The sequence below is a fragment of the Gilliamella sp. wkB108 genome (genome assembly GCF_001690195.1).
Lineage (GTDB): Bacteria > Pseudomonadota > Gammaproteobacteria > Enterobacterales > Orbaceae > Gilliamella > Gilliamella apicola_L.
In genome coordinates, this window is sequence record NZ_LZGM01000012.1 from 1 (window position 1) to 24,380 (window position 24,380).

A 24,380-nucleotide genomic window follows, 5' to 3' on the forward strand; every position below is an offset into this window, starting at 1 on the left:
GCCGTCAATCCCCAAATCACATGATTATTATAATGATAAAAATAGAGTTGATGTTCCGATCTTTTTTGCCATTTTTTAGCTTTGTCAGGTAACAAATCAAATGGAAAATTATTCGCTGGTTTATAACCAATTAGCATGTTTGCTATTTGTGGTGGATTGTTGATAAACCAATCTATTGGCACAGTAAAAATTTCTTCAACTTCATCTGGATTAAGATGTAAATTATTTAAGGAACTAATTTCTGCAACAAAAGGGTAAATCATCATGCCAAGTGTTGCCATAAACTTAGGTAATTGGCCTAAAATGGTTATTTCATTTGCTTCAATTCCTAATTCTTCGTAAGTTTCTCTTATCGCTGTGTGTTGTGGTGAATAATCCACAATTTCGACGCGACCACCCGGAAAGCAGATATCACCCGGTTGCCATTTGAGTTTTTTTGATCTTACTTGGAATAATAATTGTAAATGTTCATCAATAGTTATAATAGGTATCAATATTGCAGCTTTATTAGCAATTACTTTAACGGATTTTTGTGTTTGAATTTGTTTGGTTATTTTTTTAATTGTGATCATAATAATTCAGTCTATTGAGATTTTAATATTTACATTCTATTTACGTTATACTAATAAAATGTTAGATTGAAATTGTGCGTAATTTAATACGCGTGTTTCACCTAAATGATGCTATGCAATATTATATCAATAACATAAAGAAAGAACTCAAAGATCTTGCAAACTTAAAACGCGAGCGTGCCTTGGTTGGCATGCCTGCTGCATTTCAGAGTGTTTTTACGTTACTGCCGGTTCTTTTTCATTACAATAGTCCTGAACTACCAGGATATATAAATGATGATATGCCGTTTGGTATTGCTTATTATCAACCTTCGGATGAAATTGTTGAATTATTAAAAAATGATTTTAATTTTACTGCTTCATCCTCAACTGTTGCTTCAGATATATCTGCTTTATATTCAATGGGTAGTACCTGTTCTATTGGTCAATCGGTTGAATCAGATTTAGATATTTGGCTCTGTATTGAAAATAGTTTGTCTGAAAATAGAAAACAAGCTTTACAGCAAAAATGCCATGCAATTGAACAATGGGCTGAAAAACAGCAGGTAAAACTAACGCTATTTGTAGTGGATGTTGATCGTTTTATTAATCAGCACCATGAATGTTTAATGGGGGAAAACTGTGGATCGGCTCAACATATATTATTACTTGAAGAGTTTTATCGTTCCGCAAATTTGTTAGCAGGCAAATTGTTATTATGGTTTGCTGTACCCTTTGACTTTACTATAAATGGCAAAAACTATACGACTTACGAAGAATGTGTTAAGGCTCTAGTTGAATTAAAGTTGATCCAACGCGATGAGTGGATAGATTTTGGATCATTAACAGGTTTATCAGCTCAAGAGTATTTTGGCGCCAGTTTATGGCAACTCTATAAAAGTATTGATTCACCATTTAAAGCGGTACTAAAAACACTATTACTTGAAGCATATTCTTGGATCTATCCAGAAAATAGAACTGTTGCTCATGAAATGAAAAATTGTATACAAACAGGCAACATACAAAATAGTCATTTAGATTCCTATTACATGCTTTTAGAAAGGATCACTAATTATCTGGTTGAGATTAAGGATTTCCAACGACTTGAATTAGTAAGAACCTGTTTTTATTTAAAGGTAAATGAAAAGTTATCTTTGCCAACAGTAACGCCTTCGTGGCGCAGAGCCGTATTAAGCCAATTGGTTGAACAGTGGGGCTGGAGTCCACAACTAATCGCCAAATTAGATGCAAGTCATACATGGAAAATAGCTCAAGTTCGTGAAGTACATGAAGTACTATTACATACTATGATGACAGGCTACCGTAATTTGCTTAACTTTGGGCGCCGTAATAATTTAGATTCTCTCATTAGCCCTCAAGATTTGGCAATTTTAACGCGTAAGCTGTATGCCTCTTTTGAAGTATTACCGGGTAAAATTACAACTTTAAAACTTAATATTTCTAATAATCTACAAGAAGATGCATTAACATTTATTCATGTCAATGAAGATAGAATAAATCGAGCTGGATGGTATGTTTACAATCAAAAACCTATTCTTAATTCAATTGTAGGCCACCAATATTTAGAATATAGTAAATATCTAGTTAAACTCGTTGGTTGGTGTTACTTTAACGGGCTAATTTCTGATTCAACCAAGTTTTTTTATCATGACGGTGATGAACGAGATAATATTAAAATCAGTAAACTGATTGACGATTTGAAAGGTTATTTTCCTATCGAAGTTGCTACGGCAACCGAAGAGCAACTTTATGGTCCATGTGAAATTCGTCAGTTAGCCATAATTTTAAATTTAGAAGAAGATCCAACCTTTGATTTAGAATTAGAAAATGATGTAAATACTAATGTACTCAATTATGGAAAAAAAGAACTTAGTTTAGTTGGATCTATCGATCTTCTTTATCGAAATTCATGGAATGAGATTCGAGTATTACATTTTAATGGTGCATTATGTGTTCTAGAAGCAATTAAAGCATTATTAAATCGTATGCATAAAGATGCTGATTTACCTGAATCAATAGAGATTTTTTGCTACAGTAAAAATCTTGATGAGGAAATTAAACAGCAAATGAAGAAATTAATGGACGATTGCGTTGAGTTACGACTTACTACTACGCAAAACAACTCTACCCAAGTACGACCATTAAGAATAGGGGGATCGTCATGGTATCTATTCTTTGAACGGCTCGGTGTATCATTTCATCAATTTGAAAATGCGATTGATTTATATGGCGCAGTATCGAATAATAAAGTACAAGGTAGACCACTAAATATTTTAGATGAAACCAATGAACTTCCTAAAGAAATAGATAGTGTCGCTTACGAAGGCATAATTCAATTCTTTTTTGAGGATACAGACACTGGATTTGATCTTTATATTCTAAATGAACATAACCAAGTCGAAATTTATCGCAATTGTAATGGAACGAAAGAAAATATGGTCAAAGATATTAATGATTTTTATGTTTTATCCGATGACCGTTTTACTTTCACAACAAGTAGTTCTGTTAATTTCAATCTACCACAATTTTATCAAATTACTTATAATAATCTTGGTGAACGCGAAATATTTCTATTAAATTAAGAAATTATAAATACTTCTGATGTTGAAAACTTTCAGGAAAGCACTACGTTTTAGTATAAAAATAGGAAAAATATAGTTTTAATAGATAAAATAATCAAATTTCTATTAAAATATTGGGAACTTTTTTTTAATTTAATAATCTAACTGTTAGTAAGCACTTTTTTGGGCCAAATAACAGTTATCAACATAATGGGGAATGGCCTTTAATGGGGGAGCAATTAACCGACCAAGTATTGATTGAACGCGTACTAAATGGCGATAAAAATGCGTTTAATTTGCTTGTGATTCGTTATCAAAATAAATTAGCTCATCTTGTTTCCCGTTATGTACTGGCTTCAGAAGTTCCTGATGTGGTGCAAGAGACCTTTATCAAAGCTTACCGATCTTTAAGCTTGTTTAAAGGTGAAAGTATTTTTTATACTTGGTTGTATCGAATTGCAGTTAATACAGCTAAAAATTATTTAACTTCTCAAGGTCGACGACCACCGGCATCAGATATAGATGCTGATGAGGCTGAGAGTTATGAAGGTGCTGATTCATTAAGGGATATAGATAACCCAGAAAGCTTAGTACTTTCAGATGAAGTTAAAAAAGTTGTATTTGAAACAATTGAAGCGTTACCGGATGATTTAAGAACAGCTATCACATTACGTGAAATTGAAGGTCTTAGTTATGAGGAAATCGCCGAAATTATGGATACACCCGTTGGAACAGTAAGATCACGGATTTTTAGAGCGCGTGATGCTATTGATGAAAAAATTAAACCATTACTTAGTTAATGGTTAACAACAAATTAACCAAAAGTAGTCATAAATTTAAGGTATCTACTATGCAAATAGAAAGTAAAGAGCAACTTTCATTACTTATGGATGGTGAATTTACAGATAAGAATGTTCTTAATGATGTGTTAAACGATGAAAGTTTGCAATCATGCTGGCATCGATATCATGTTGTAAGAGGCGTCATGCGAGGTGAATTGCATAATAGTTCCTTGACCTTAGATATTTCCAAACAAGTGGCTCAAGCGATAGCAAATGAAGATATTTATCAGCCATTAACTGATGAGCAGCCTAAACCTAATGAGGTTGTCATGCCTAAAGTTAATACATTATTTTGGGTTCGAGTCAAAGACGTTATTGGTAAGATTAGTCAAGTTGGTCTAGCGGCTTGTGTGACTTTAGCTATTATTGCTGGTGTTCAGTATCATCAAGATCAAACAAAAAATGATAATGGAGTGCCAACATTAAATACGGTACCTGTAGGCGTTAATATTGCGCCAGTTGGTGGTATAACTCAACAGAATGATCAACAGTTACTTGAGAAAAAACAATACGATAAAATTAGATTGCTTGTTCAAGATTATGAATTACAAAAAAGATTAAATGCGCATTAAGCAGAGATGAAATTTCAACGTTATTTAATCCAATTCTTTACTAAACAGAGTAGAAGGTGCATTTCTACTCTGTTTTTTGCATTTTTTTCACTATTTGTTTATGCCAATGATACAGATGAAGCGTTGATGCTTTTAAATAAGATGAATAATGCGGTACTCAATCAAAGTTATCGTATTAATTTTCTGTTACAAGACAAAAATCAATATGTAGTAACATTTGAATACACTCATTTAGGTGCGTCAAAAAAAGAAGATATTAATGCTTACTTACTTTATCTTGAAGGCCCGGCAAAAGAGATTATTTTACATAATGGTGTAACAAGTTATTTTCAACCAGATAGTCCGTCATTTTCTATAAATAGCCCTCGTATTATCGAAGCTTTCCCTGATGTTATTTATAATAATTTTACCAATCTTACAGAGATCTATGATTTTATTTTATTAGGAAAAACAAGAACAGCTAATCGAAGTGTACAACTCGTTAAAATAATTGCTAAAGATAAAGATCGTTACAGCTATATTATTTGGGTTGATGAAGAAACGTATTTACCAATTCGTATAGATTTACTCGATCAAAATAATGAAATTATTAGTCAGGTAAAAGTGGTTCAGTTAGATATGAATTTTGATAAGCAAAAAATAGCAAACTATATTAATAGTCGAACTTATCCAATTTTGTTATCAGTCGATGAACAAGATAATGCGTTAGATGAGTGGCGCTTGGCTTGGTTACCTAAAGGATTCGAAGAGATTGCAGCTTATAATGTTAACTTTTATAATTCAGAGATAGCAACCAAATTATTTTCTGACGGCGTCTTTTCGTTTACCGTTAATGTTTCCCCTGAAGTGACTAAGCAGTCTAACCAATTTATACAACAAGGTGGGCGAACAATTTTTTCAACCAATATTGCTAATAAAAATATTATTATTATTGGAAACTTACCACGGACTACTATTGAGCGTATTGCACAAAATATTGTTGAGAAATCATCACAAACCTCGCGATAACACTATGCTTAGTGGTTATTAATGTGTAAAATGCTTCTTTTCTATTTTCGTGATTATTTAAAATATTATTTTTAGCAAGTGGCATTTTAGATAATTAACAGTACATAACTAAAATACAAATTATAATTTATTGATATGAATAAAAATATCCGCAATTTTTCAATCATTGCTCATATTGACCATGGTAAATCAACGCTTTCAGACCGTATTATACAAATTTGTGGTGGACTTTCTGACCGCGAAATGGAAGCCCAAGTGCTAGATTCAATGGATCTAGAGCGTGAGCGTGGTATAACAATTAAAGCACAAAGTGTTACCTTAGATTATCATGCTAAAAATGGCCAAACATATCAGCTCAATTTTATTGATACTCCGGGTCATGTTGATTTTTCATATGAAGTTTCACGTTCACTTGCTGCTTGTGAAGGAGCATTATTAGTGGTCGATGCCGGACAAGGCGTTGAGGCCCAAACATTAGCCAACTGCTATACCGCGTTAGATATGGATCTCGAAGTGGTTCCTGTTCTTAACAAAATAGATTTACCCGCAGCCGAACCGGAGCGTGTCGCTGAGGAAATTGAAGATATTGTCGGTATTGATGCGAGTAATGCCGTTCGTTGCTCAGCAAAAACAGGTGTTGGTGTAATTGATGTCCTTGAGCAGTTAGTTAATGATATCCCACCTCCGGAAGGTGATTCTGATGCTCCACTACAAGCTTTGATTATTGATTCATGGTTTGATAATTACTTAGGTGTGGTATCGCTCATTCGTATTAAAAATGGTGAACTCCAGAAAGGCGATAAAATAAAAGTCATGAGTACTGGTATGACTTATAATGTCGATCGTCTTGGGATATTTACCCCTAAACAAGTAGATAAAGATCGTTTACATTGTGGCGAAGTAGGTTGGGTTGTTTGTGCAATTAAAGATATTTTAGGCGCGCCAGTCGGTGATACTTTAACCTCAGCACGAACACCAGCGGATAAACCTCTACCCGGATTTAAAAAAGTTAAACCGCAAGTTTATGCAGGTTTATTTCCGACAAGTTCAGACGATTATGAAGCTTTTCGTGATGCACTTGGTAAATTAAGCTTAAATGATGCTTCACTATTTTATGAACCTGAAAATTCGGGTGCATTAGGTTTTGGATTCCGTTGCGGTTTTCTTGGTTTACTGCACATGGAAATCATCCAAGAACGTTTAGAGCGTGAATATAATCTGGACCTCATTACCACAGCTCCAACGGTAGTTTACGAAGTATTAACCACTTCCAATGAGATTATTTATGTGGATAGTCCTGCTAAACTACCTGCTGTAAATAATATTCAAGAGCTTCGTGAACCTATTGCAGAATGTAATATTCTTGTACCACAAACTTATTTAGGTAATGTTATTACCTTGTGTGTTGAAAAACGTGGTGTACAAACCCATATGGTTTATCATGGCAATCAAGTTGCTTTAACTTATGAAATACCAATGACAGAAGTGGTATTAGACTTTTTTGACAAACTCAAATCAACGTCTCGAGGTTATGCGTCATTAGATTATAGTTTTAAACGTTTTCAGGTTGCCGATATGGTACGCTTAGATGTACTGATTAATGGTGAAAGAGTTGATGCTTTAGCTTTAATCACACACAGAGATAATGCCGCCTATCGTGGACGAGAATTAGTCGAGAAAATGAAAGATCTCATTCCTCGTCAGCAGTTTGATATCGCAATCCAAGCAGCTATTGGCAATCATATAATTGCACGATCAACAGTAAAACAGTTACGCAAAAACGTACTCGCCAAATGTTATGGTGGTGACGTTAGCCGTAAAAAGAAACTTTTACAAAAGCAAAAAGAAGGTAAAAAACGTATGAAACAAGTGGGTAATGTTGAGTTACCACAAGAAGCGTTTTTAGCCATTTTGCATGTAGGAAAAGATTAATCAGTTAAAGAGGAAGAAAAATGGCTGGAACATTTGCCATCATATTAACATTTGCCACATTTATTACTGGGATCTTTTGGTTTTTAGAGAAATTCAAATGGAAACCAGCAAGACAACGAAAAGTTGAAGAAGTTCGTAAACAATGTAATGGTGATGTTGATGGAAAGATACTTGCAGAGGTAGGTAAACCAAAAGGGTGGGTTGAAAGTTTAGCATCTTTTTTTCCCGTTTTATTCGTGGTGTTTTTTATCCGCTCTTTTCTTTTTGAGCCTTTTCAAATACCGTCAGGTTCAATGATGCAAACCTTATTAATTGGTGATTTTATTGCAGTCCAAAAATATTCATATGGGCTACGCGATCCTATTACCAATACGGTATTAATTCCAACGGGTCACCCAAAACGTGGCGAAGTAGCGGTATTTAAACATCCGAATGTGCCACAAATGGATTTAATTAAACGGGTTGTTGGATTACCGGGAGATAAAATAGTTTATCTTGTTAAAGAGAAAAAAATACTTATTTATCCACATTGCCAAACGGCCAGTGAAGATTGTGTAGATCAACAAAAAACCGAGCCTCTCGACTTACATTATACTGAGCCAACAATCAGCGATTGGAAAGAAGTACATCAAAATTTTAAATCAAATCCTAATTTTTATACTGTAGAGCAGTATAAAAAAGAAGGTATCGTTGATTCTGATTCATTAATTACCTTAAATATACAAATACAACAAGAAACCTTAGGTGATGAACCTCACGAGATCTTAACTACACTAGGTACACAAGAAGATCCTAACTATTTTTTCCAACAAAAAGGCCAACCTAAAGCAACTTGGGTCGTACCAGAAGGTCATTATTTCATGATGGGCGATAACCGTGATAATAGTGGTGATAGCCGTTATTTTGGTTTTGTACCAGAAAAGAATTTTGTTGGTCGAGCGACTGCAATTTGGTTTAGTTTAGAAAAACAGCCAGATGAATGGCCTACAGGTATTCGATTTAACCGTATCGGTGGTATACATTAGTTACAACTACTATGAAGAAATTTAGTCAAATACAACAAGCACTAAACTATCAGTTTAAAGATATATCCTTACTTGAATTAGCACTTACTCATCGAAGTGCTAATAAATTACATAATGAACGTTTAGAGTTTTTAGGCGATTCTATACTTAGCTTTGTGATTGCCGACGAACTTTTTCACCGTTTTGTAAAACAAGATGAAGGTGACTTAAGCCAAATGCGTGCTAGCTTAGTTTGTGGTCAAACCCTAGCTGAGATAGGCAAAAACTTTAAATTAGGTGATCATCTTATTCTTGGTCAAGGAGAGTTAAAAAGTGGAGGTTACCGACGTGAATCGATTATTTCTGATGCAGTGGAAGCCATTATTGGAGCCATTTATTTAGATAGTGATATTGAAAATATACGACGGCTAATCTTACTTTGGTACCAATCACGTTTAGAAGAGATAAAACCGGGTATTAAACAAAAAGATGCCAAAACTCGTTTACAAGAATATTTGCAAGGTATTCATCGAGAACGCCCATGTTATTTGATTATTGAAGTAACGGGTGATAATCATGAACAAGAGTTTTTAATCCAATGTAAGATTGACAATGATAACCGAGAATATTTAGGACGGGGTTTGAGTCGTCGTAAAGCAGAACAAGCAGCAGCTCAAGAAGCGTTAAAGCAATTAGGTATAAAATGACAGAAACAACACAGCATTGTGGATTTGTTGCCATTGTAGGCAGACCAAATGTGGGTAAATCAACACTATTGAATCAATTATTGGGTCAAAAGATTTCAATAACTTCGCGTAAAGCTCAGACGACTCGTCACCGGATTATCGGTATTGATACACAAGATAATAATCAAGTTATCTATATTGATACACCCGGACTGCATATTGAAGAGAAAAGAGCAATTAACCGCTTAATGAATCGAGCTGCGAGTAGTTCAATAGGTGATGTTGAACTGGTTATCTTTGTGGTTGAAGGCACACATTGGAATGATGATGATGAAATGGTTGCCAATAAACTAAAAGGGTGTAAATGTCCGGTGTTATTGGTGATTAATAAGATTGATAATGTGATAGATAAAACTCAACTATTACCACATATCCAAGAAATTAGTCAAAAAGTAGATTTTCTTGAAGTCGTACCGATTAGCGCCGAAAAAGGTGAAGGTATTGAGATCATCAAAGATATTGTCAAACAGCATTTACCGGAAGGGGAACATCATTTTCCGGAGGATTATATTACTGATCGCTCACAACGTTTTATGGCTTCTGAAATTATACGTGAAAAATTGATGCGTTTCTTAGGTGACGAATTACCCTATTCGGTCACGGTTGAAATCGAACAATTTAAAGTTGATGAACGTAACGGCATGTACCGGATTAATGGACTCATTTTAGTTGAACGAGACGGACAAAAGAAAATGGTCATCGGTAACAAAGGCGAAAAAATCAAAAAAATAGGTATTGAAGCACGTAAAGATATGCAATCCTTTTTTGACAATAAAGTCCATTTAGAACTTTGGGTAAAAGTGAAAGCTGGCTGGGCTGATGATGAACGAGCCTTACGTAGTCTAGGTTACAGTGATGATTAATTTCAACTAGGGTGTATTTGATGATCGGGGAAAATAATATATATCAGATCTAATATGACTGATAAGAAGCATCTAACCGTTATTCAAAAACAATCTGTAAATCTGTTAAATGATGAGCTAATGACACCTATATTAGCTCATAACTGACAAGTCTCAATAGGCATATTTAACTTATTGCTAACTCACCAACCTTAAACTTAACATTTTTAATGAAATCGATACGCGGCTAAAAGTATGTGATGATAATCACTTAAACTGTTTGGCCAGTATCTATTTGGTAGCTCAAGTTAATGCTGTTTTTGACCTGTTCACCATTAATACGTTTGAGTAATAACTCTATGGCAACTTTTCCTATCTCAAAACGTGGAGTGATTACTGTGGCAATTTTCTTACTATTTGCACGGCCGACTTCTAATCCATGAAAACCAGCAATAGCGATTTGTTCAGGAACAGCAATATTATAATTTTGACATTCAAGTAAAACGCCGACCGCCATATCATCATTGGTACAAAAAATACCATCCATATTTGGAAATTTCTGGATTGCTTGATGAAACATACTTTTGCCCAAATCAATAGATGATATAGCATTTGGCACGATTTGATTTGCAGTTAATCCGGCTTGTTTCATTGCTTGTTGATAACCCTGATAGCGTTGAGTATCACGAGCGCTAGCAACTGAATTAAAGTAAATGATATTTTTTTTACCAGTTGTAATCATTTGCATAATCATATCAAACGCAGCTTGTTGATTATCAAATCCTACCTGAATATCAAAAAATTTTTTGGTAATATCCATTAATTCAATCACCGGAATATTGGCTGTTTGCAAATATTGTATGGTGTTTTTAGTATGCACTTTCTCCATTAACACTAAAGCATCTATATTGTAAGATAATAAATTGATAATTTTCTCTTCTTCAATTTGCTTATCGTAATTATAGTTAGTAATAATAGTTTGATAGTGATGCGCTGAAGCAACCGATTCGATACCGGCTAACACTTCTAAAAAGATTTGATTTTTAAAAGAAGGGATCACAATACCAATACAATGACTTCGAGAGCCTAACATGATCTGAGGAGCTAAATTTGGAATATAGTGAATATCTTTAAGAACTTTGGCGATTTTTTCTCTATTTTTATCAGAGACTTGTTCAGGATTTCTCAGGTAACGACTGACAGTCATTTTTGTTACGCCAGTCAAATTAGCGATATCTTGTAAACTAATACGTTTATCTTTCATAATCCTTTATTGTTATTTAAATAAACCAGCCGAATGGATTTGCGATATTTTACCAGTAAAAAAAAGAAAATAAATAACATTAGTCATTTTCAATGGGATAAGAAGGTAATTCTAATGAATTACCTTTTGTTTTAATAATGGTATTTTGACAATTACTGTTTTGGTGCTTTTACACTAGCCATTAAAATGACGGATAAAACTAATGCTACACCCATAAAAATATAGGATGCACCGGCACTACCTGTGGCTGCATTTATCACACCAACTAACCAAGCACCGATAAATGCACCTAGTGCGCCGAAACTGTTAATTAAACCGATTGAAACACCCGATACATTACTTGGGAGCAGTTCCGGAATTAAGGCAAAAAATGGTCCATAAGGTGCATACATACAACCAGCAGCAATAGATAAAAGTACAAAACATATCCAGAAATGCTCTGAACCTAGAAGGTATGCCGAAAAAAATGCAATAGTAGCAATCAATAACAAAGGCCAAACAAACAGTTTTCGATTTTGTAGTTTATCTGATAAAAAAGAGACTACCAACATCATAGCAATCGCAACAAAATAAGGAATCGCAGCAAGCCAACCAACCGAAACAATATCAACATTACCAGCAGATTTAATAATAGAGGGCATCCACATCATAAAACCATAGACCCCGATACTCCATAAGGCATGAACAGAACAAAGCTTAATAACATTACCTGAACGGAACGCTTCACCATAATTACGCATAGGTTTGATATTTTGTTGCTCTTTATCCATAGCCGCTTTAAAATCAGCTTTTTCTTTATCGGTTAACCATTTAACTTCTGCTGGTTTATCTCGAACTAAAATCCACCAAATTATAGCCCAAACAACCGCAGGTAATCCTTCAATAACAAACATCTCACGCCAACCATAAAGATCGATTAAATGAGCTGAAACAATTGACATCCACAGTACCGTAACCGGATTACCTAAAATTAAAAAGGTATTGGCTTTTGAACGCTCAGCTTTTGTAAACCATGTACTAATATAAATTAACATTGACGGCATAACCGCTGCTTCTACTATCCCTAAAACGAAACGAATAATCATCAACGATGGAATATTACTTACCATTCCTGTTAAAGCAGCACAAAGTCCCCATAAAATTAAACAGATAAAAATCAATTTGCGGACACTACGTTTCACGGCATAGACAGAGCCAGGAACTTGAAAGAAAAAATACCCTAAAAAGAATAACGCACCAATTAATGATGACGTCCCTTTAGTGATCCCTAAATCGTCATTAATTCCAGCTGCAGCTGCAAATCCATAATTAGCTCTATCCAAATAAGCTAAACTATAAGTTATAAAAATAATTGGCATTAATCGCCACCAACGAGATGGCGCAAGTTTATTTGAAATATCCATATGAGAATTCCCGTAATTTAATAATGATTAGAAAGTGTTAGACGGAAATGTGGTTTTAAGTTGTCAATCTATTTAAATGTAAATGAATGACGATAAAGATATCTACATCTCCGTAATAAAACTAAACCGCAGCTAACATACCGCCATCGACATACAAAATGTGTCCATTAACAAAATTTGAGGCAGCTGAAGCTAAAAATACGGCAGAGCCAATAAGCTCCTCGGGCTGGCCCCAGCGAGCAGCAGGCGTTCTTTGACATAACCAGCGAGTAAATTCTTGATTATTGACCAATGCCTTACACATGTCAGTATCGAAGTAACCTGGTCCAATACCATTAACTTGAATATTGTAACGAGCCAGTTCAACACACATGCCTTTCACCATCATTTTGACGGCGCCTTTTGAAGCAGCATAAGGAGTGATAGTGTCGCGACCTAATTCACTTTGCATTGAACAGATATGAATAATTTTGCCTTGTTTACGCTTTATCATATTTTTGGCGACTTGTTGAGAGACTAAAAACACCGCTTTTTGGTTAACATTAATAATTGCATCCCAATCAGCTTCAGGAAACTCGGTGAATGGGTGACGGCGCTGGATCCCCGCATTGTTGATTAAAATATCAATTGGGCCAATCTCTTTTTCAATATGATCTATTGCAGTGGTTACGGAATTAAGATTAGTCACATCAAATCCAACCCCAATAGCATCAATACCTTGTTGTCTTATTAAATTGGCAGCGCAATCTGCTCGTTCTTGGGTAATATCGTTAATAACAATACTTGCCCCATATTGTCCAAGTCCTTTTGCCAATAAATTACCTATTCCCTGAGCTGAACCTGTAATTAAAGCGCGTTTCCCTTTCAATTCAAATAAAGATTGCATTTTAGTTCTCCTTCTATTATTTATTTCATGCAAAATGTTATGCGTAACTGTTATGCATAACAGTATTATGAAAAAAACAAAAAAGAAAGCTTACTTACCACTTATTGGCATAAAAATGTTAATTTTGTGATCAAGTTCAAATATTATCCAAAGAATATTTTTTGATATACTTTAACTAGTTAATGCTAAACTTCTATGCTTGTTTTATATATAATGTCAGTCCTACCTATTATGGATGTTAACTATCAACTTCGGAGCCTATGCATGCAGCAGTTTCGACCTATCCGTCGCGCTTTACTGAGTGTGTCTGACAAAAGTGGGATTTTGGAATTTGCCAAAGCCTTATCAAAACGAAATGTGGAACTTCTTTCTACAGGTGGTACAGCTAAACTATTAACAGAACATCAAATTCCGGTCACTGAAGTGTCAGATTATACTGGATTTCCTGAAATGATGGACGGACGTGTAAAAACCTTACATCCAAAAATTCATGGGGCTATTTTGGGGCGACGTGGCCTTGATGATGATGTCATGGAGCAACACCAAATTAAACCAATTGATATGGTGGTTGTGAACCTCTATCCGTTTGCTCAAACCGTAGCGAAAAGCGATTGCAAATTAGAAGATGCGGTTGAGAATATTGACATAGGCGGACCTACAATGGTTCGTTCAGCTGCAAAAAATCATAAAGATGTGGCAATTGTCGTTGATTGTCACGATTATTCAAATATTATTTCTATGATGGATAATCATCAAAATTCCCTCTCTTTTGAATATCGGTTTAATTTAGCGATAAAAGCGTTTGAACATACAGCAAAATATGACGGCATGATCGCAAACTACTTTGGTCAATTAGTTCCCCCTTACTTTGGTGAAACAGACAAACCTGCTGGCGAATTTCCGCGTACTTTGAACCTGCAATTTGTTAAAAAACAGAATATGCGTTATGGCGAAAATGCACATCAAGCAGCGGCATTTTATATTGAAGAAGAGGTTAAAGATGCCTGCATTGCAACCAGCAAGCAGTTACAAGGCAAAGCACTTTCTTATAATAATATTGCAGATACCGATGCGGCGCTCGAATGTGTAAAAATGTTTACTGAGCCAGCCTGTGTCATTGTAAAACATGCTAACCCATGTGGTGTAGCTATAAGCGATACTATTTTAAATGCCTATTTAAATGCGTTTAAAACCGATCCCACTTCTGCTTTTGGTGGCATCATTGCACTTAATCAAACCTTAGATGCTAAAACGGCCAAAGCAATTGTTGATAATCAGTTTGTCGAAGTGATTATTGCACCGTCAGTTAGCCAAGAAGCATTAACTATCACGGCGGCTAAAAAAAATGTACGTGTGCTTGAAAGTGGTCACTGGTCAACATCATTTAATAGAAGTTTAGACTTTAAACGTGTCAATGGTGGGTTATTAGTTCAAGAACGTGATATTGGTATGGTGTCAGATACCGAATTAAAAGTGGTGACCAAACGACAACCGACTGAAAAAGAGCTAAGTGATGCCTTATTCTGTTGGAAAGTGGCAAAATTTGTTAAATCGAATGCAATTGTTTATGCCAAAGATAAAATGACAATTGGTATTGGCGCAGGGCAGATGAGCCGAGTTTATTCAGCTAAAATTGCCGGTATAAAAGCTAAAGATGAAAATTTAGAGGTGGCAGGCTCTGTGGTCGCTTCGGATGCTTTTTTCCCTTTTAGGGACGGGGTTGATGCAGCAGCTGAGGTGGGAGTGACCTGTGTGATTCAGCCTGGTGGATCGATTCGCGATGAAGAAGTGATCCAAGCAGCAAATGAACATAATATCGCAATGATTTTTACCGGTATGCGTCATTTTAGACATTAATTATTTAATAATTATTGAATTTGAATTAGAAGAAAATAGATCACCAACTTTTGTTTTATAAAATCTATTAGTTTATCTTCATTTTTTAGGTAAAAGAATTTAAAGGATCTTGTATGAAAGTATTAGTTATTGGTAATGGCGGTCGAGAACATGCGATAGCTTGGAAAATCGCCCAATCACCAATGGTTTCAAAAGTCTTTGTTGCACCTGGCAATGCCGGTACAGCGCTAGAAGAAGCACTGGAAAATATCAATATCAAATCCACCGATGTGGGAGGATTAATTAACTTTGCTCAACAAGAAAAAATTGATTTAACTATTGTTGGACCTGAAGCTCCGTTAGTTATTGGTGTAGTTGATAGCTTTCAAAAAGCGGGTTTAAAAATATTCGGTCCTTCAAAATCGGCAGCTCAACTCGAAGGTTCGAAAGCTTTTACTAAAGATTTTTTAGCTCGACATAATATTCCTACCGCTGAATATCAAAATTTTACCGAAATTGATCCGGCGATAGCTTATATCCATGAAAAAGGTGCGCCGATAGTCATTAAAGCTGATGGTTTAGCTGCCGGCAAAGGTGTAATTGTTGCGATGACTCTCGATGAAGCAGAAACGGCAGTACGAGATATGTTAGCCGGTAATGCCTTTGGAGATGCAGGACATAGAGTGGTGGTCGAAGAATTTTTAGATGGAGAAGAGGCCAGTTTTATAGTAGTGGTTGATGGCAAAAATGTTGAGCCTATGGCAACCAGTCAAGATCACAAACGAGTTGGTGATGGTGATACCGGACCTAATACTGGTGGCATGGGAGCTTATTCACCTGCACCTGTTGTGACTGACCAAGTATTTAATCGAGTAATGGATGAAATTATTTATCCCACTGTTAATGGTATGGCACAAGAAGGTAATAGATACGTAGGTTTTCTATATGCTGGTTTAATGATTGACAAACAAGGTAATCCTAAAGTGATAGAGTTCAATTGTCGTCTTGGTGATCCTGAAACTCAACCCATAATGATGCGAATGCGTTCAGATTTAGCTGAACTGTGTTTAGCAGCTATAGACGGCAAATTAGATAGTATGCAATCACAATGGGATCCAAGACCTGCTTTAGGTGTTGTCATGGCGGCAGGAGGGTATCCGGGTCACTATAACACCCAAAATGTGATTATTGGATTACCGGAACAATCAACCGCAGATTGCAAAATTTTTCATGCCGGAACCAGTTTAGAAAAAGGTCGCGTTTATACTAATGGGGGACGAGTCCTTTGTGTAACAGCGCTAGGGAATACTGTTTTGCAAGCGCAACAAACAGTCTATGAGCAAATTAAACACATTTACTGGCATGGCTGTTTTTATCGTCATGATATTGGTTACCGGGCAATTGAGCGAGAGACGAACCAATCTTGATTTTAAAAATCTATTTAAGTAGTCAATAACCAATCAAATAGCATAATGGCGCTAAAGGCGCCATAATTTTTAATCATCATCTCTAAAAGTAACTATTTTTAGTAACCCATATTATTTATTGCAACTATTGGTGAATAATTCTGTAAAGAAGTTTCAGGATAGCTATATGTTTTAGTATATTTTGGAACAGTTTTTGCTCTATGCTAATCGTTAATAACTTGAATGAACATTTTAAGTTAAACAACTCTATGATATGCTTAACTCAATATTAGTCCAAAGGATGTACCCCATGATAAAAGATCCCTTCTACCAACGAGAAGCCGAAAAGTATGACTCACCGATTGCCAGCCGAGAACTTATTTTAGACTATCTCACTAAAGAAGCCAAACCAGCTAATTTAGAGAAAATAGCCCAAGCCGTATCCGTTAAAAATGATGAACAAAAAGAGGCTTTACATCGCCGTTTAAGAGCAATGGAACGTGACGGACAAGTCGTATTTACTCGCCGTAAATGTTATGCCTTACCTGAAAAATTCGATATGGTAAAAGGTAGTGTGATAGCTCACCGCGATGGTTTTGGATTTCTACGGGTAGAGGGTAAACCTGAAGATTACTATTTATCACCGGAACAGATGAAAAAGGTATTACAAGGTGATGTTATCTTAGCTCAACCTATCGGAAGTCAATATCGTGGTAAAACTGAAGCGCGTGTGGTACGAATTTTAGAACCACGCAGTAATCAAATTGTTGGACGATACTTTATTGAACAAGGGGTTGGTTTTGTTGTTCCTGATGATAGTCGATTGAATTTTGATATTTTAGTGGCAGGTAAAACCAATCGGACTGTGCGAATGGGATCGGTAGTGGTCATTGAGTTACAACAACGACCTGAGCGCCGTCAAAAGGCAGTGGGAACCATTAAAGAAGTACTTGGTGAAATAATGGGAACCAACTTAGCAATCGATATCGCACTTAGAAATCACGAAATTCCTTATGAACTGCCTAAAGCAGTAGAAAAAGAAGTGAGCAAATTTACCGAGCAAGTCCCAGAAAGTGCTAAAAAAGGGCGAAAAGATCTACGAGATTTACCTCTGGTTACTATTGACGGTGAAGATGCGCGTGATTTTGATGATGCCGTATATTGTCAAAAAAATCGGGGTGGAGGTTACCGCTTATGGGTAGCTATTGCCGATGTAAGTTATTATGTAAGACCAGGGAAGGCGTTAGATAAAGAAGCCTGCTCGCGAGGAACATCGGTTTATTTCCCTTCACGTGTCGTGCCAATGTTACCAGAAATATTATCCAATGGACTTTGTTCATTAAACCCACAAGTCGATCGTTTATGTTTAGTTTGTGAAATGACCGTTTCAAATAAAGGACGTTTGACTGGTTACCAATTCTATGAAGCGGTAATGAACTCTCATGCACGATTAACCTACACTAAAGTGGCAAAAATTTTACAAGGTGATGAAGAGTTACGAGAACATTATCGAGATTTAGTTCCTCATCTTGAGAATCTTTATGGTCTATATAAAGTACTTGATAAAGCACGAATAGCACGAGGCGCCATTGCCTTTGAATCCCAAGAGCCAAAATTTATTTTTAATGCTGATAAACGCATCGAAAGTATTGAAATGGCCGAGCGTAATGATGCTCACAAAATTATTGAAGAGTGCATGATTTTGGCTAATGTAGCAGCAGCAAAACTTGTATTAAACGCTCAAGTACCTTCACTATTTCGAGTACATGATAGACCTGATGAAGAGCGCATGAATAATCTTCGAAACATATTAAGTGAACTTGGTTTGACACTTGGTGGTGGGGCGACGCCTCAACCTAAGGATGTTGCACAACTAATGCTAGCTGTTGAAACACGTGCTGATAGTGAAATGTTACAAACGGTTATTTTACGCTCAATGAGACAGGCTATTTATGATCCTGAAAATCGTGGCCATTTTGGTTTGGCATTAGAAGAATATGCCCACTTTACTTCACCGATTCGACGCTATCCAGATCTACTATTACATCGCGCAATTAAATGGATTTTAGCCAACGAAAAACATAAAACCAGTAAAACAGGTGGGCATCGATACAACACTAGCGAAATGCTCTATTTTGGAGAACACTGCTCTATGGCAGAGCGACGCGCAGATGAGGCGGTGCGTGATGTGGTCGATTGGTTAAAATGTGATTATATGCAAGATCATGTTGGTGAAGTATTTAATGGTACTATTTCAAGTGTGGTTAATTTCGGCTTTTTTGTCCGACTCGACGATCTATTTATAGATGGTCTAGTGCATGTTTCATCATTGGAAAATGACTATTATAGCTTTGATGCGTCGCGTAATCGTTTGATTGGTGAAAACACTCATTTTACTTATCGTTTAGGTGATAAAGTCAAAGTTAAAGTGGATAATGTCAATCCAGATGAACGTAAAATTGATTTTTCTTTAGTTTATAGTGATAATAAACCAAAGCGTCAAGGTAAAACGCAAAAAGATAAAATTAAACAATCTTTAACCAAAAATGATGCCGATGTGCCTGTTCGACGCAAAAGTAAAAAATCTACCGGCTCAAACAACCTAAAAGCTAATAATAAAACGAGTAGTAAAGCTAAACGAAAAAAGCCTACAAAGACAAAATCAAGTAACAAAAAAACCAAGAGTAAAAAATAGATGAGTGAAACAGTTTATGGTATTCACGCGGTTGAAGCATTGCTCGCGCGTTCACCTGAAAGAATTATTGAAGTATTTATTGCGAAAGGACGCGAAGATAAACGCCTTACAGCAGTTGTTCACGAACTCGAACAATTAGCTTTACCGGTTAAAGTAACGAACCGCCAATGGTTAGATGAAAAAACACGTAACGGCGTACATCAAGGCATTATAGCCATAGTCAAAGAGAGTCGCAGTTATCAAGAAAATGATATTCCACTGTTAATGACACAAAAAAGTCATCCCGTCATTTTGATTTTAGATGGAGTCACAGATCCGCACAATTTGGGAGCTTGTATCAGGACTGCTGATGCTGCTGGTGTGGATTTTATTGTGGTACCTAAAGACCGCTCGGCATCACTTAATTCGACCGTACAGAAGGTGGCCTGTGGCGCAGCGGAAAGTGTGCCGGTAGTCCGGGTAACCAATTTGGCTCGCACTATGCGAATGCTAAAAGATGAGTTTCAAGTTTGGATTGTAGGCACTGCTGGTGAAGCCGACAAAACCCTTTATCAAACTGATTTTTATAAAACAGCCATACCATTAGCATTGGTTATGGGGGCCGAAGGCGAGGGTATGCGTCGTTTAACTAAAGAACACTGTGATGAACTAGTGAGTATTCCAATGGCTGGTATTGTATCGTCGCTTAATGTATCGGTGGCAACAGGAATTTGCTTATTTGAAATAGTTCGGCAAAAAAATAGACAATAAGGAACAAGGGATGTTAGGTATATTAAAGAAAATTTTGCCTAAAAAACAAGAGGATGAACAGTTATCAGCGCGTGATCTCAATGGACGTAATCATGTTGGTTACCCAACCCTTCAGTTGTCTCGTGAAATTGATAATTTGGTAAAAAAACAGTATAAATCAATTAAATCTGTTGTGAAAATGTATAAAGATACGCTGTTTTTTAAATGGATACCGGCAATTATTAATAGTGAACTCTCTGATGAACAATTAGCTAATCTATCAGGGCGTAACGTTCAAATGGTTTACTTATTACTTTTTCGCGATATGTTGCGTCATCTTTCAGATATTATCACCCCTAAATACGCAACGGAAAACTGGCCTGAGTTATTTGCTCAAGAGGCATTAGATGCTTGTAAAATGCTGAGTGATGCTGATGATAAAGATATTGCTAAAAAGCAGCAATTATTTGCTAATACACAGCGATTTACGGTGGATAAACCAATCGATGAAAAACATCCTGAAAATAATGAAATTCCCGATTGGGTGACTCCCATTGCTGAATTAATCATGATATCGCCGAAAATGCTTTATAAGAGTCATCGTTCCTTAGTTAATGCGATAAAACGTCCTAAAAAACGCGCCTAATCTTCTCTTTATGATACTTTTATAATGATATCTACTATAATTCAAGTAAATTCTAGGAATAGAATTTACTTGATCTTGTCATGATTAATACTCACGATAAACTGAATAAAGCTATTTCTGTTTTTTGATCAAAGAAATAATTTTTTGTTTCCATTGTCCTATCATTTTTTTCATTATTAAGACTCGGTTTTGTAATGGTTATACTGCAAAAATCAACCATATGTATAAACTCTTCTTACCTTTTCAATCATAAAAGGAATGTGTTTTTTGGGGATCTAAACAAGTTTTTAATAAAGATATTTGTAATTTCAGTTATCACCAAAAAATATCATTTTGAATTAATCAGTTAATTTATATTGCAATGGGTTGGATTAGCCGGTTAGATTTGTTTAATGTGATATCTGGATATTTATTTACTCACATTCTGGAGTTAGATTGGCTTTTATATGGATTAAGTTTAATACAACAAAGGTTATTTAATTCGATCTCTCAATCGCGGATCTATAGTGTAAAAATGCTGACCAAATTTGGTCAGCATTATTGGCTGTAAATGATTAACTTTTAATTAAGTCGATATCGATACCCAAACCTTTAGCAATACCTCCACCATAGTTTGGATGAACTTTATAAAAGTGTTGTAGCTGTCTAATTTGAATATTTCGATCCACATTCTTCATTGAACCAATAATATTATCAATCAACAGTTGTTTTTGCTCCGGAGACATTAGATTGAATAATGCTCGCGGTTGAGAGTAGTAATCATCATCAACTCGATGATTATGTCTATCCATTGTTCCTGCCGGAACATTCAATGGTGGTTCAGCATATTGAGGTTGTTGTTTTGGCGCACTATCAACACTATTAGGTTCATAATTTGGTGCATTATCAGGGCTGTAAAAGCGCATAGCACCGTCTCGCTGATAATTATGCACCGGACATTTAGCTGCATTAACAGGTAATTGTTGGTAATTAGTACCAATACGATAACGGTGCGCATCAGCATAAGCAAACACACGACCTTGTAACATTTTATCAGGTGAAAGCCCAGTGCCGGGTACAACATTACTTGGTTCAAAGGCCGATTGTTCTACTTCAGCAAAATAGTTTTCAGGGTTACGGTTAAGCTCCATTACCCCAACTTCTATGAGTGGATACTCTTTTTGCGACCATACTTTTGTTACATCAAACGGGTTTTCATGGTGATTATTGGCTTGCTCTTCTGTCATTAACTGCATATAAAGACGCCATTTCGGATAGTCGCCACGTTCAATCGCTTTAAACAAATCTTCTTGAGCTGAATCTGGATTACTGCCATCTAATTCAGCTGCTCGTTTAGGTGGAATATTTTTTATACCTTGTTCAGTTCGAAAGTGCCATTTCACCCAAAATCTTACACCATCAGCATTGATCACACTATAAGTATGGCTACCATAACCATGCATATGTCGGTAACCGTCGGGAATGCCACGATCAGAAAATAAAATAGTAACTTGATGAAGAGACTCAGGGGATAAAGACCAAAAATCCCACATCATTTGCGGATCTTTTAAATTAGTTTTTGGATCACGTTTTTGGGTATGGATAAAATCAGGGAATTTTAATGCATCTCTTATAAAAAAAACCGGCGTATTATTACCCACAATATCCCAGTTGCCTTGATCGGTATAAAATTTCACTGAAAACCCGCGAGGATCGCGAGCGGTATCTGATGATCCACGTTCACCTCCTACCGTTGAAAATCTTACAAAAACAGGTGTTTGTTTACCAATTTGAGCAAATAAGCTTGCATAAGAATATGGGGTAATATCATTCGTCACGGTAAAAGTACCATGTGCGCCTGAACCTTTGGCATGAACTCGTCGTTCAGGAATATTCTCCCGGTTAAACTGTGCCAATTTTTCAACTAATTGATAATCATCAATTAGAACTGGTCCACGAGGTCCGGCTGTTCGTGAATTTTGATTATCGGCTATTGGGGCGCCATTGTTGGTAGTTAATACTTTTTTTTCAGACATTGCAACACTCCTTTTTCTTATGTTAAAAGAGTCTTTGAGGGATAAAATACCCAATTATAGGTTGAATATTAAGTCCCCAAGACATGAATGTGGGACTTGTAGAGCGTGGTAAAAAAAGATAAACGTAATATAAACAGTAATACTTTAAAAAATTATATTTTAATTATCAAGAATAATATTATTTATTTGTAATAGTACGGTTTTCTGGCTAAATTAGCTTGCGATAACAGAAAAATAGGATTAAAGTTGAAAGACCAATTAGTAAAAAAACGAAGTAATAATGTTTCAAATAATCTAAAAATTTCGTGATTTGAGCTAAGCATAGATAATTTCAGGTAATTGCACATCCCAAGGTCTATTTTCTACCCTGTCAATTTTTTGACAAGCAAAAGCAAGCCCAATTGGTAAAATCTGCTGTGATTGATAATTAGCAAGTAAACGATCGTAAAATCCTCCTCCCATTCCCATACGATAGCCTCTTTCATCAAACGCAACAAGTGGAGTAAAAACAATATCTAAATATTGATAGGGAAGTACATTTTGCACATTTAAACGAGGCTCTAAAATACCAAATCGATTTTTAATTAATGGAGTTTGCCGGGTGTAGTTCAAAAACAGTAGATGAGAGGAGACAAAAGGGTGAATAATGGGTAAATAGACGGATTTATTTTGTTGCCATAAAAATTCAATAATTGGTTGTGTATTGACTTCACCGTCAAATGATAAAAATATTGCTATATTTTGAGCTGAATGAATGGACGAATGGTTAGCAATTTTTTCATAGATAATTTGTTGTGCATGTTGACGTTGGGATGACGTTAATTGGCGTCTTTTTTGGCGGATAATTTGGCGAATATTCATCAGTTATCACTACACAATAGAAGAGAAAACACTCCAAGATGTCGCTGGGGTCGTAACCCTTGAACCCAAGGTTCAAGGTGAACATTGTGTTCCAATCTTTAGGTTTCCTTACAAGTAAGGCATACTCACCAATTGAAAATCACTCCGTTCTTAAATTAAGAATATCGGCTCAGGGGACTAACCCTCATCACGAGCATCTCAGAGATGAATATAATAATACAAAATTTAGAAAATCATACAATACTATTTTTACTAAATTTACAAAATAAAGCCTTAATTGCTGGTATTTAGGGCTGAATCAAGTAATTGCTGCAACATTTTTAATCGATTACTAAACTCTTCACTCTTTTCTTTCTCAAGTGTAAGTTCATAAGAGATATTTAATGCTGCAGTCATTATAAGTTGTTCACTTCCTATCTGTGGTGATTTTTCGCGTAAACTACTTAGACGAGAATCTAAATCTTTTGCCGCGCTATTTAGTGCATCCACTTCATCAACAGGACAATTAAATTTTAATGTACGCCCAAAAATTTGAATAGTGACAGCTTGAGTTTTCATAT

The 24,380-nt window shown here is 35.7% G+C and carries 20 protein-coding genes and 1 other RNA gene; 13 read left to right on the top strand and 8 right to left on the bottom strand.

The window, feature by feature from the left end; all coding sequences use genetic code 11:
- Nucleotides 1-572 (bottom strand): NUDIX hydrolase (locus tag A9G11_RS00815; protein WP_065617643.1); only part of this gene is annotated, 572 nt, incomplete at its 3' end.
- Between the two features lie 74 nt (nt 573-646).
- Here A9G11_RS00815 and A9G11_RS00820 point away from each other — a divergent pair.
- The 8 genes from A9G11_RS00820 (at nt 647) to era (ending at nt 10,100) form a co-directional block, all read left to right on the top strand.
- Nucleotides 647-3,154 (top strand): class I adenylate cyclase, encoded by a 2,508-nt coding sequence (locus A9G11_RS00820; RefSeq protein ID WP_141674313.1) that lies wholly within the window; start codon nt 647-649, stop codon nt 3,152-3,154.
- Between the two features lie 206 nt (nt 3,155-3,360).
- On the top strand, nt 3,361-3,933 hold the full coding sequence (rpoE, locus tag A9G11_RS00825; RefSeq protein ID WP_065617645.1) for an RNA polymerase sigma factor RpoE: 573 nt from the start codon (nt 3,361-3,363) through the stop codon (nt 3,931-3,933).
- 50 nt (nt 3,934-3,983) lie between these two features.
- Entirely contained in the window at nt 3,984-4,547 is a 564-nt protein-coding gene (locus A9G11_RS00830) for an RseA family anti-sigma factor (protein WP_065617646.1), read from the top strand.
- A gap of 6 nt (nt 4,548-4,553) precedes the next feature.
- Entirely contained in the window at nt 4,554-5,555 is a 1,002-nt protein-coding gene (locus A9G11_RS00835; protein ID WP_081298366.1) for a MucB/RseB C-terminal domain-containing protein, read from the top strand.
- A gap of 135 nt (nt 5,556-5,690) precedes the next feature.
- Nucleotides 5,691-7,487 (top strand): translation elongation factor 4, encoded by a 1,797-nt coding sequence (gene lepA / locus A9G11_RS00840; protein WP_065617648.1) that lies wholly within the window; start codon nt 5,691-5,693, stop codon nt 7,485-7,487.
- 20 nt (nt 7,488-7,507) lie between these two features.
- Nucleotides 7,508-8,512, top strand: a complete 1,005-nt coding sequence (gene lepB, locus A9G11_RS00845; RefSeq protein WP_065617649.1) for a signal peptidase I — start codon at nt 7,508-7,510, stop codon at nt 8,510-8,512.
- An 11-nt stretch (nt 8,513-8,523) separates the two neighbouring features.
- Nucleotides 8,524-9,198, top strand: coding sequence for a ribonuclease III (gene rnc, locus A9G11_RS00850; RefSeq protein ID WP_065617650.1), 675 nt, complete (start codon nt 8,524-8,526; stop codon nt 9,196-9,198).
- Nucleotides 9,195-10,100 carry a GTPase Era gene (gene era / locus A9G11_RS00855; RefSeq protein ID WP_065617651.1) on the top strand — a complete coding sequence of 302 codons (906 nt, stop codon included), beginning with the start codon at nt 9,195-9,197 and terminating at the stop codon, nt 10,098-10,100. Before rnc ends, era begins: the two co-directional genes overlap by 4 nt.
- A gap of 250 nt (nt 10,101-10,350) precedes the next feature.
- On the opposite strand, the gene idnR is transcribed toward era, so the two are convergent.
- The 3 genes from idnR to idnO all read right to left on the bottom strand — a co-directional run bounded on the left by idnR (nt 10,351) and on the right by idnO (nt 13,632).
- Nucleotides 10,351-11,343, bottom strand: coding sequence for a DNA-binding transcriptional regulator IdnR (gene idnR, locus A9G11_RS00860; protein ID WP_065617652.1), 993 nt, complete (start codon nt 11,341-11,343; stop codon nt 10,351-10,353).
- Nucleotides 11,344-11,495: 152 nt separating this feature from the next.
- Complete coding sequence (locus tag A9G11_RS00865) at nt 11,496-12,746, bottom strand: MFS transporter (RefSeq protein ID WP_065617653.1); 1,251 nt, start codon at nt 12,744-12,746, stop codon at nt 11,496-11,498.
- A 121-nt stretch (nt 12,747-12,867) separates the two neighbouring features.
- On the bottom strand, nt 12,868-13,632 hold the full coding sequence (gene idnO, locus A9G11_RS00870) for a gluconate 5-dehydrogenase (RefSeq protein WP_065617654.1): 765 nt from the start codon (nt 13,630-13,632) through the stop codon (nt 12,868-12,870).
- A gap of 264 nt (nt 13,633-13,896) precedes the next feature.
- Here idnO and purH point away from each other — a divergent pair, with 264 nt between their 5' ends.
- The 5 genes from purH to A9G11_RS00895 all read left to right on the top strand — a co-directional run bounded on the left by purH (nt 13,897) and on the right by A9G11_RS00895 (nt 20,944).
- The gene (gene purH, locus A9G11_RS00875; protein ID WP_065617655.1) at nt 13,897-15,489 is read left to right on the top strand and encodes a bifunctional phosphoribosylaminoimidazolecarboxamide formyltransferase/IMP cyclohydrolase; all 1,593 of its coding nucleotides are present in this window, start codon (nt 13,897-13,899) and stop codon (nt 15,487-15,489) included.
- Nucleotides 15,490-15,602: 113 nt separating this feature from the next.
- Complete coding sequence (purD, locus tag A9G11_RS00880) at nt 15,603-16,895, top strand: phosphoribosylamine--glycine ligase (protein ID WP_065617656.1); 1,293 nt, start codon at nt 15,603-15,605, stop codon at nt 16,893-16,895.
- Between the two features lie 289 nt (nt 16,896-17,184).
- Nucleotides 17,185-19,569, top strand: a complete 2,385-nt coding sequence (rnr, locus tag A9G11_RS00885) for a ribonuclease R (RefSeq protein ID WP_065617657.1) — start codon at nt 17,185-17,187, stop codon at nt 19,567-19,569.
- Nucleotides 19,570-20,319 (top strand): 23S rRNA (guanosine(2251)-2'-O)-methyltransferase RlmB, encoded by a 750-nt coding sequence (gene rlmB, locus A9G11_RS00890; protein ID WP_065617658.1) that lies wholly within the window; start codon nt 19,570-19,572, stop codon nt 20,317-20,319.
- A gap of 10 nt (nt 20,320-20,329) precedes the next feature.
- Nucleotides 20,330-20,944: a hypothetical protein gene (locus A9G11_RS00895; RefSeq protein ID WP_065617659.1), complete on the top strand. Its 615-nt coding sequence runs from the start codon at nt 20,330-20,332 to the stop codon at nt 20,942-20,944.
- A gap of 554 nt (nt 20,945-21,498) precedes the next feature.
- Here A9G11_RS00895 and A9G11_RS00900 read toward each other — a convergent pair.
- The 4 genes from A9G11_RS00900 to zapA form a co-directional block, all read right to left on the bottom strand.
- Nucleotides 21,499-22,959, bottom strand: a complete 1,461-nt coding sequence (locus tag A9G11_RS00900; RefSeq protein ID WP_065617660.1) for a catalase — start codon at nt 22,957-22,959, stop codon at nt 21,499-21,501.
- Between the two features lie 315 nt (nt 22,960-23,274).
- On the bottom strand, nt 23,275-23,820 hold the full coding sequence (locus A9G11_RS00905) for a 5-formyltetrahydrofolate cyclo-ligase (RefSeq protein ID WP_065617661.1): 546 nt from the start codon (nt 23,818-23,820) through the stop codon (nt 23,275-23,277).
- 27 nt (nt 23,821-23,847) lie between these two features.
- Nucleotides 23,848-24,028: non-coding RNA, 6S RNA (gene ssrS / locus A9G11_RS00910), on the bottom strand.
- Nucleotides 24,029-24,093: 65 nt separating this feature from the next.
- Nucleotides 24,094-24,378: a cell division protein ZapA gene (gene zapA, locus A9G11_RS00915; RefSeq protein WP_065617662.1), complete on the bottom strand. Its 285-nt coding sequence runs from the start codon at nt 24,376-24,378 to the stop codon at nt 24,094-24,096.
- Nucleotides 24,379-24,380 lie beyond the last annotated feature (2 nt).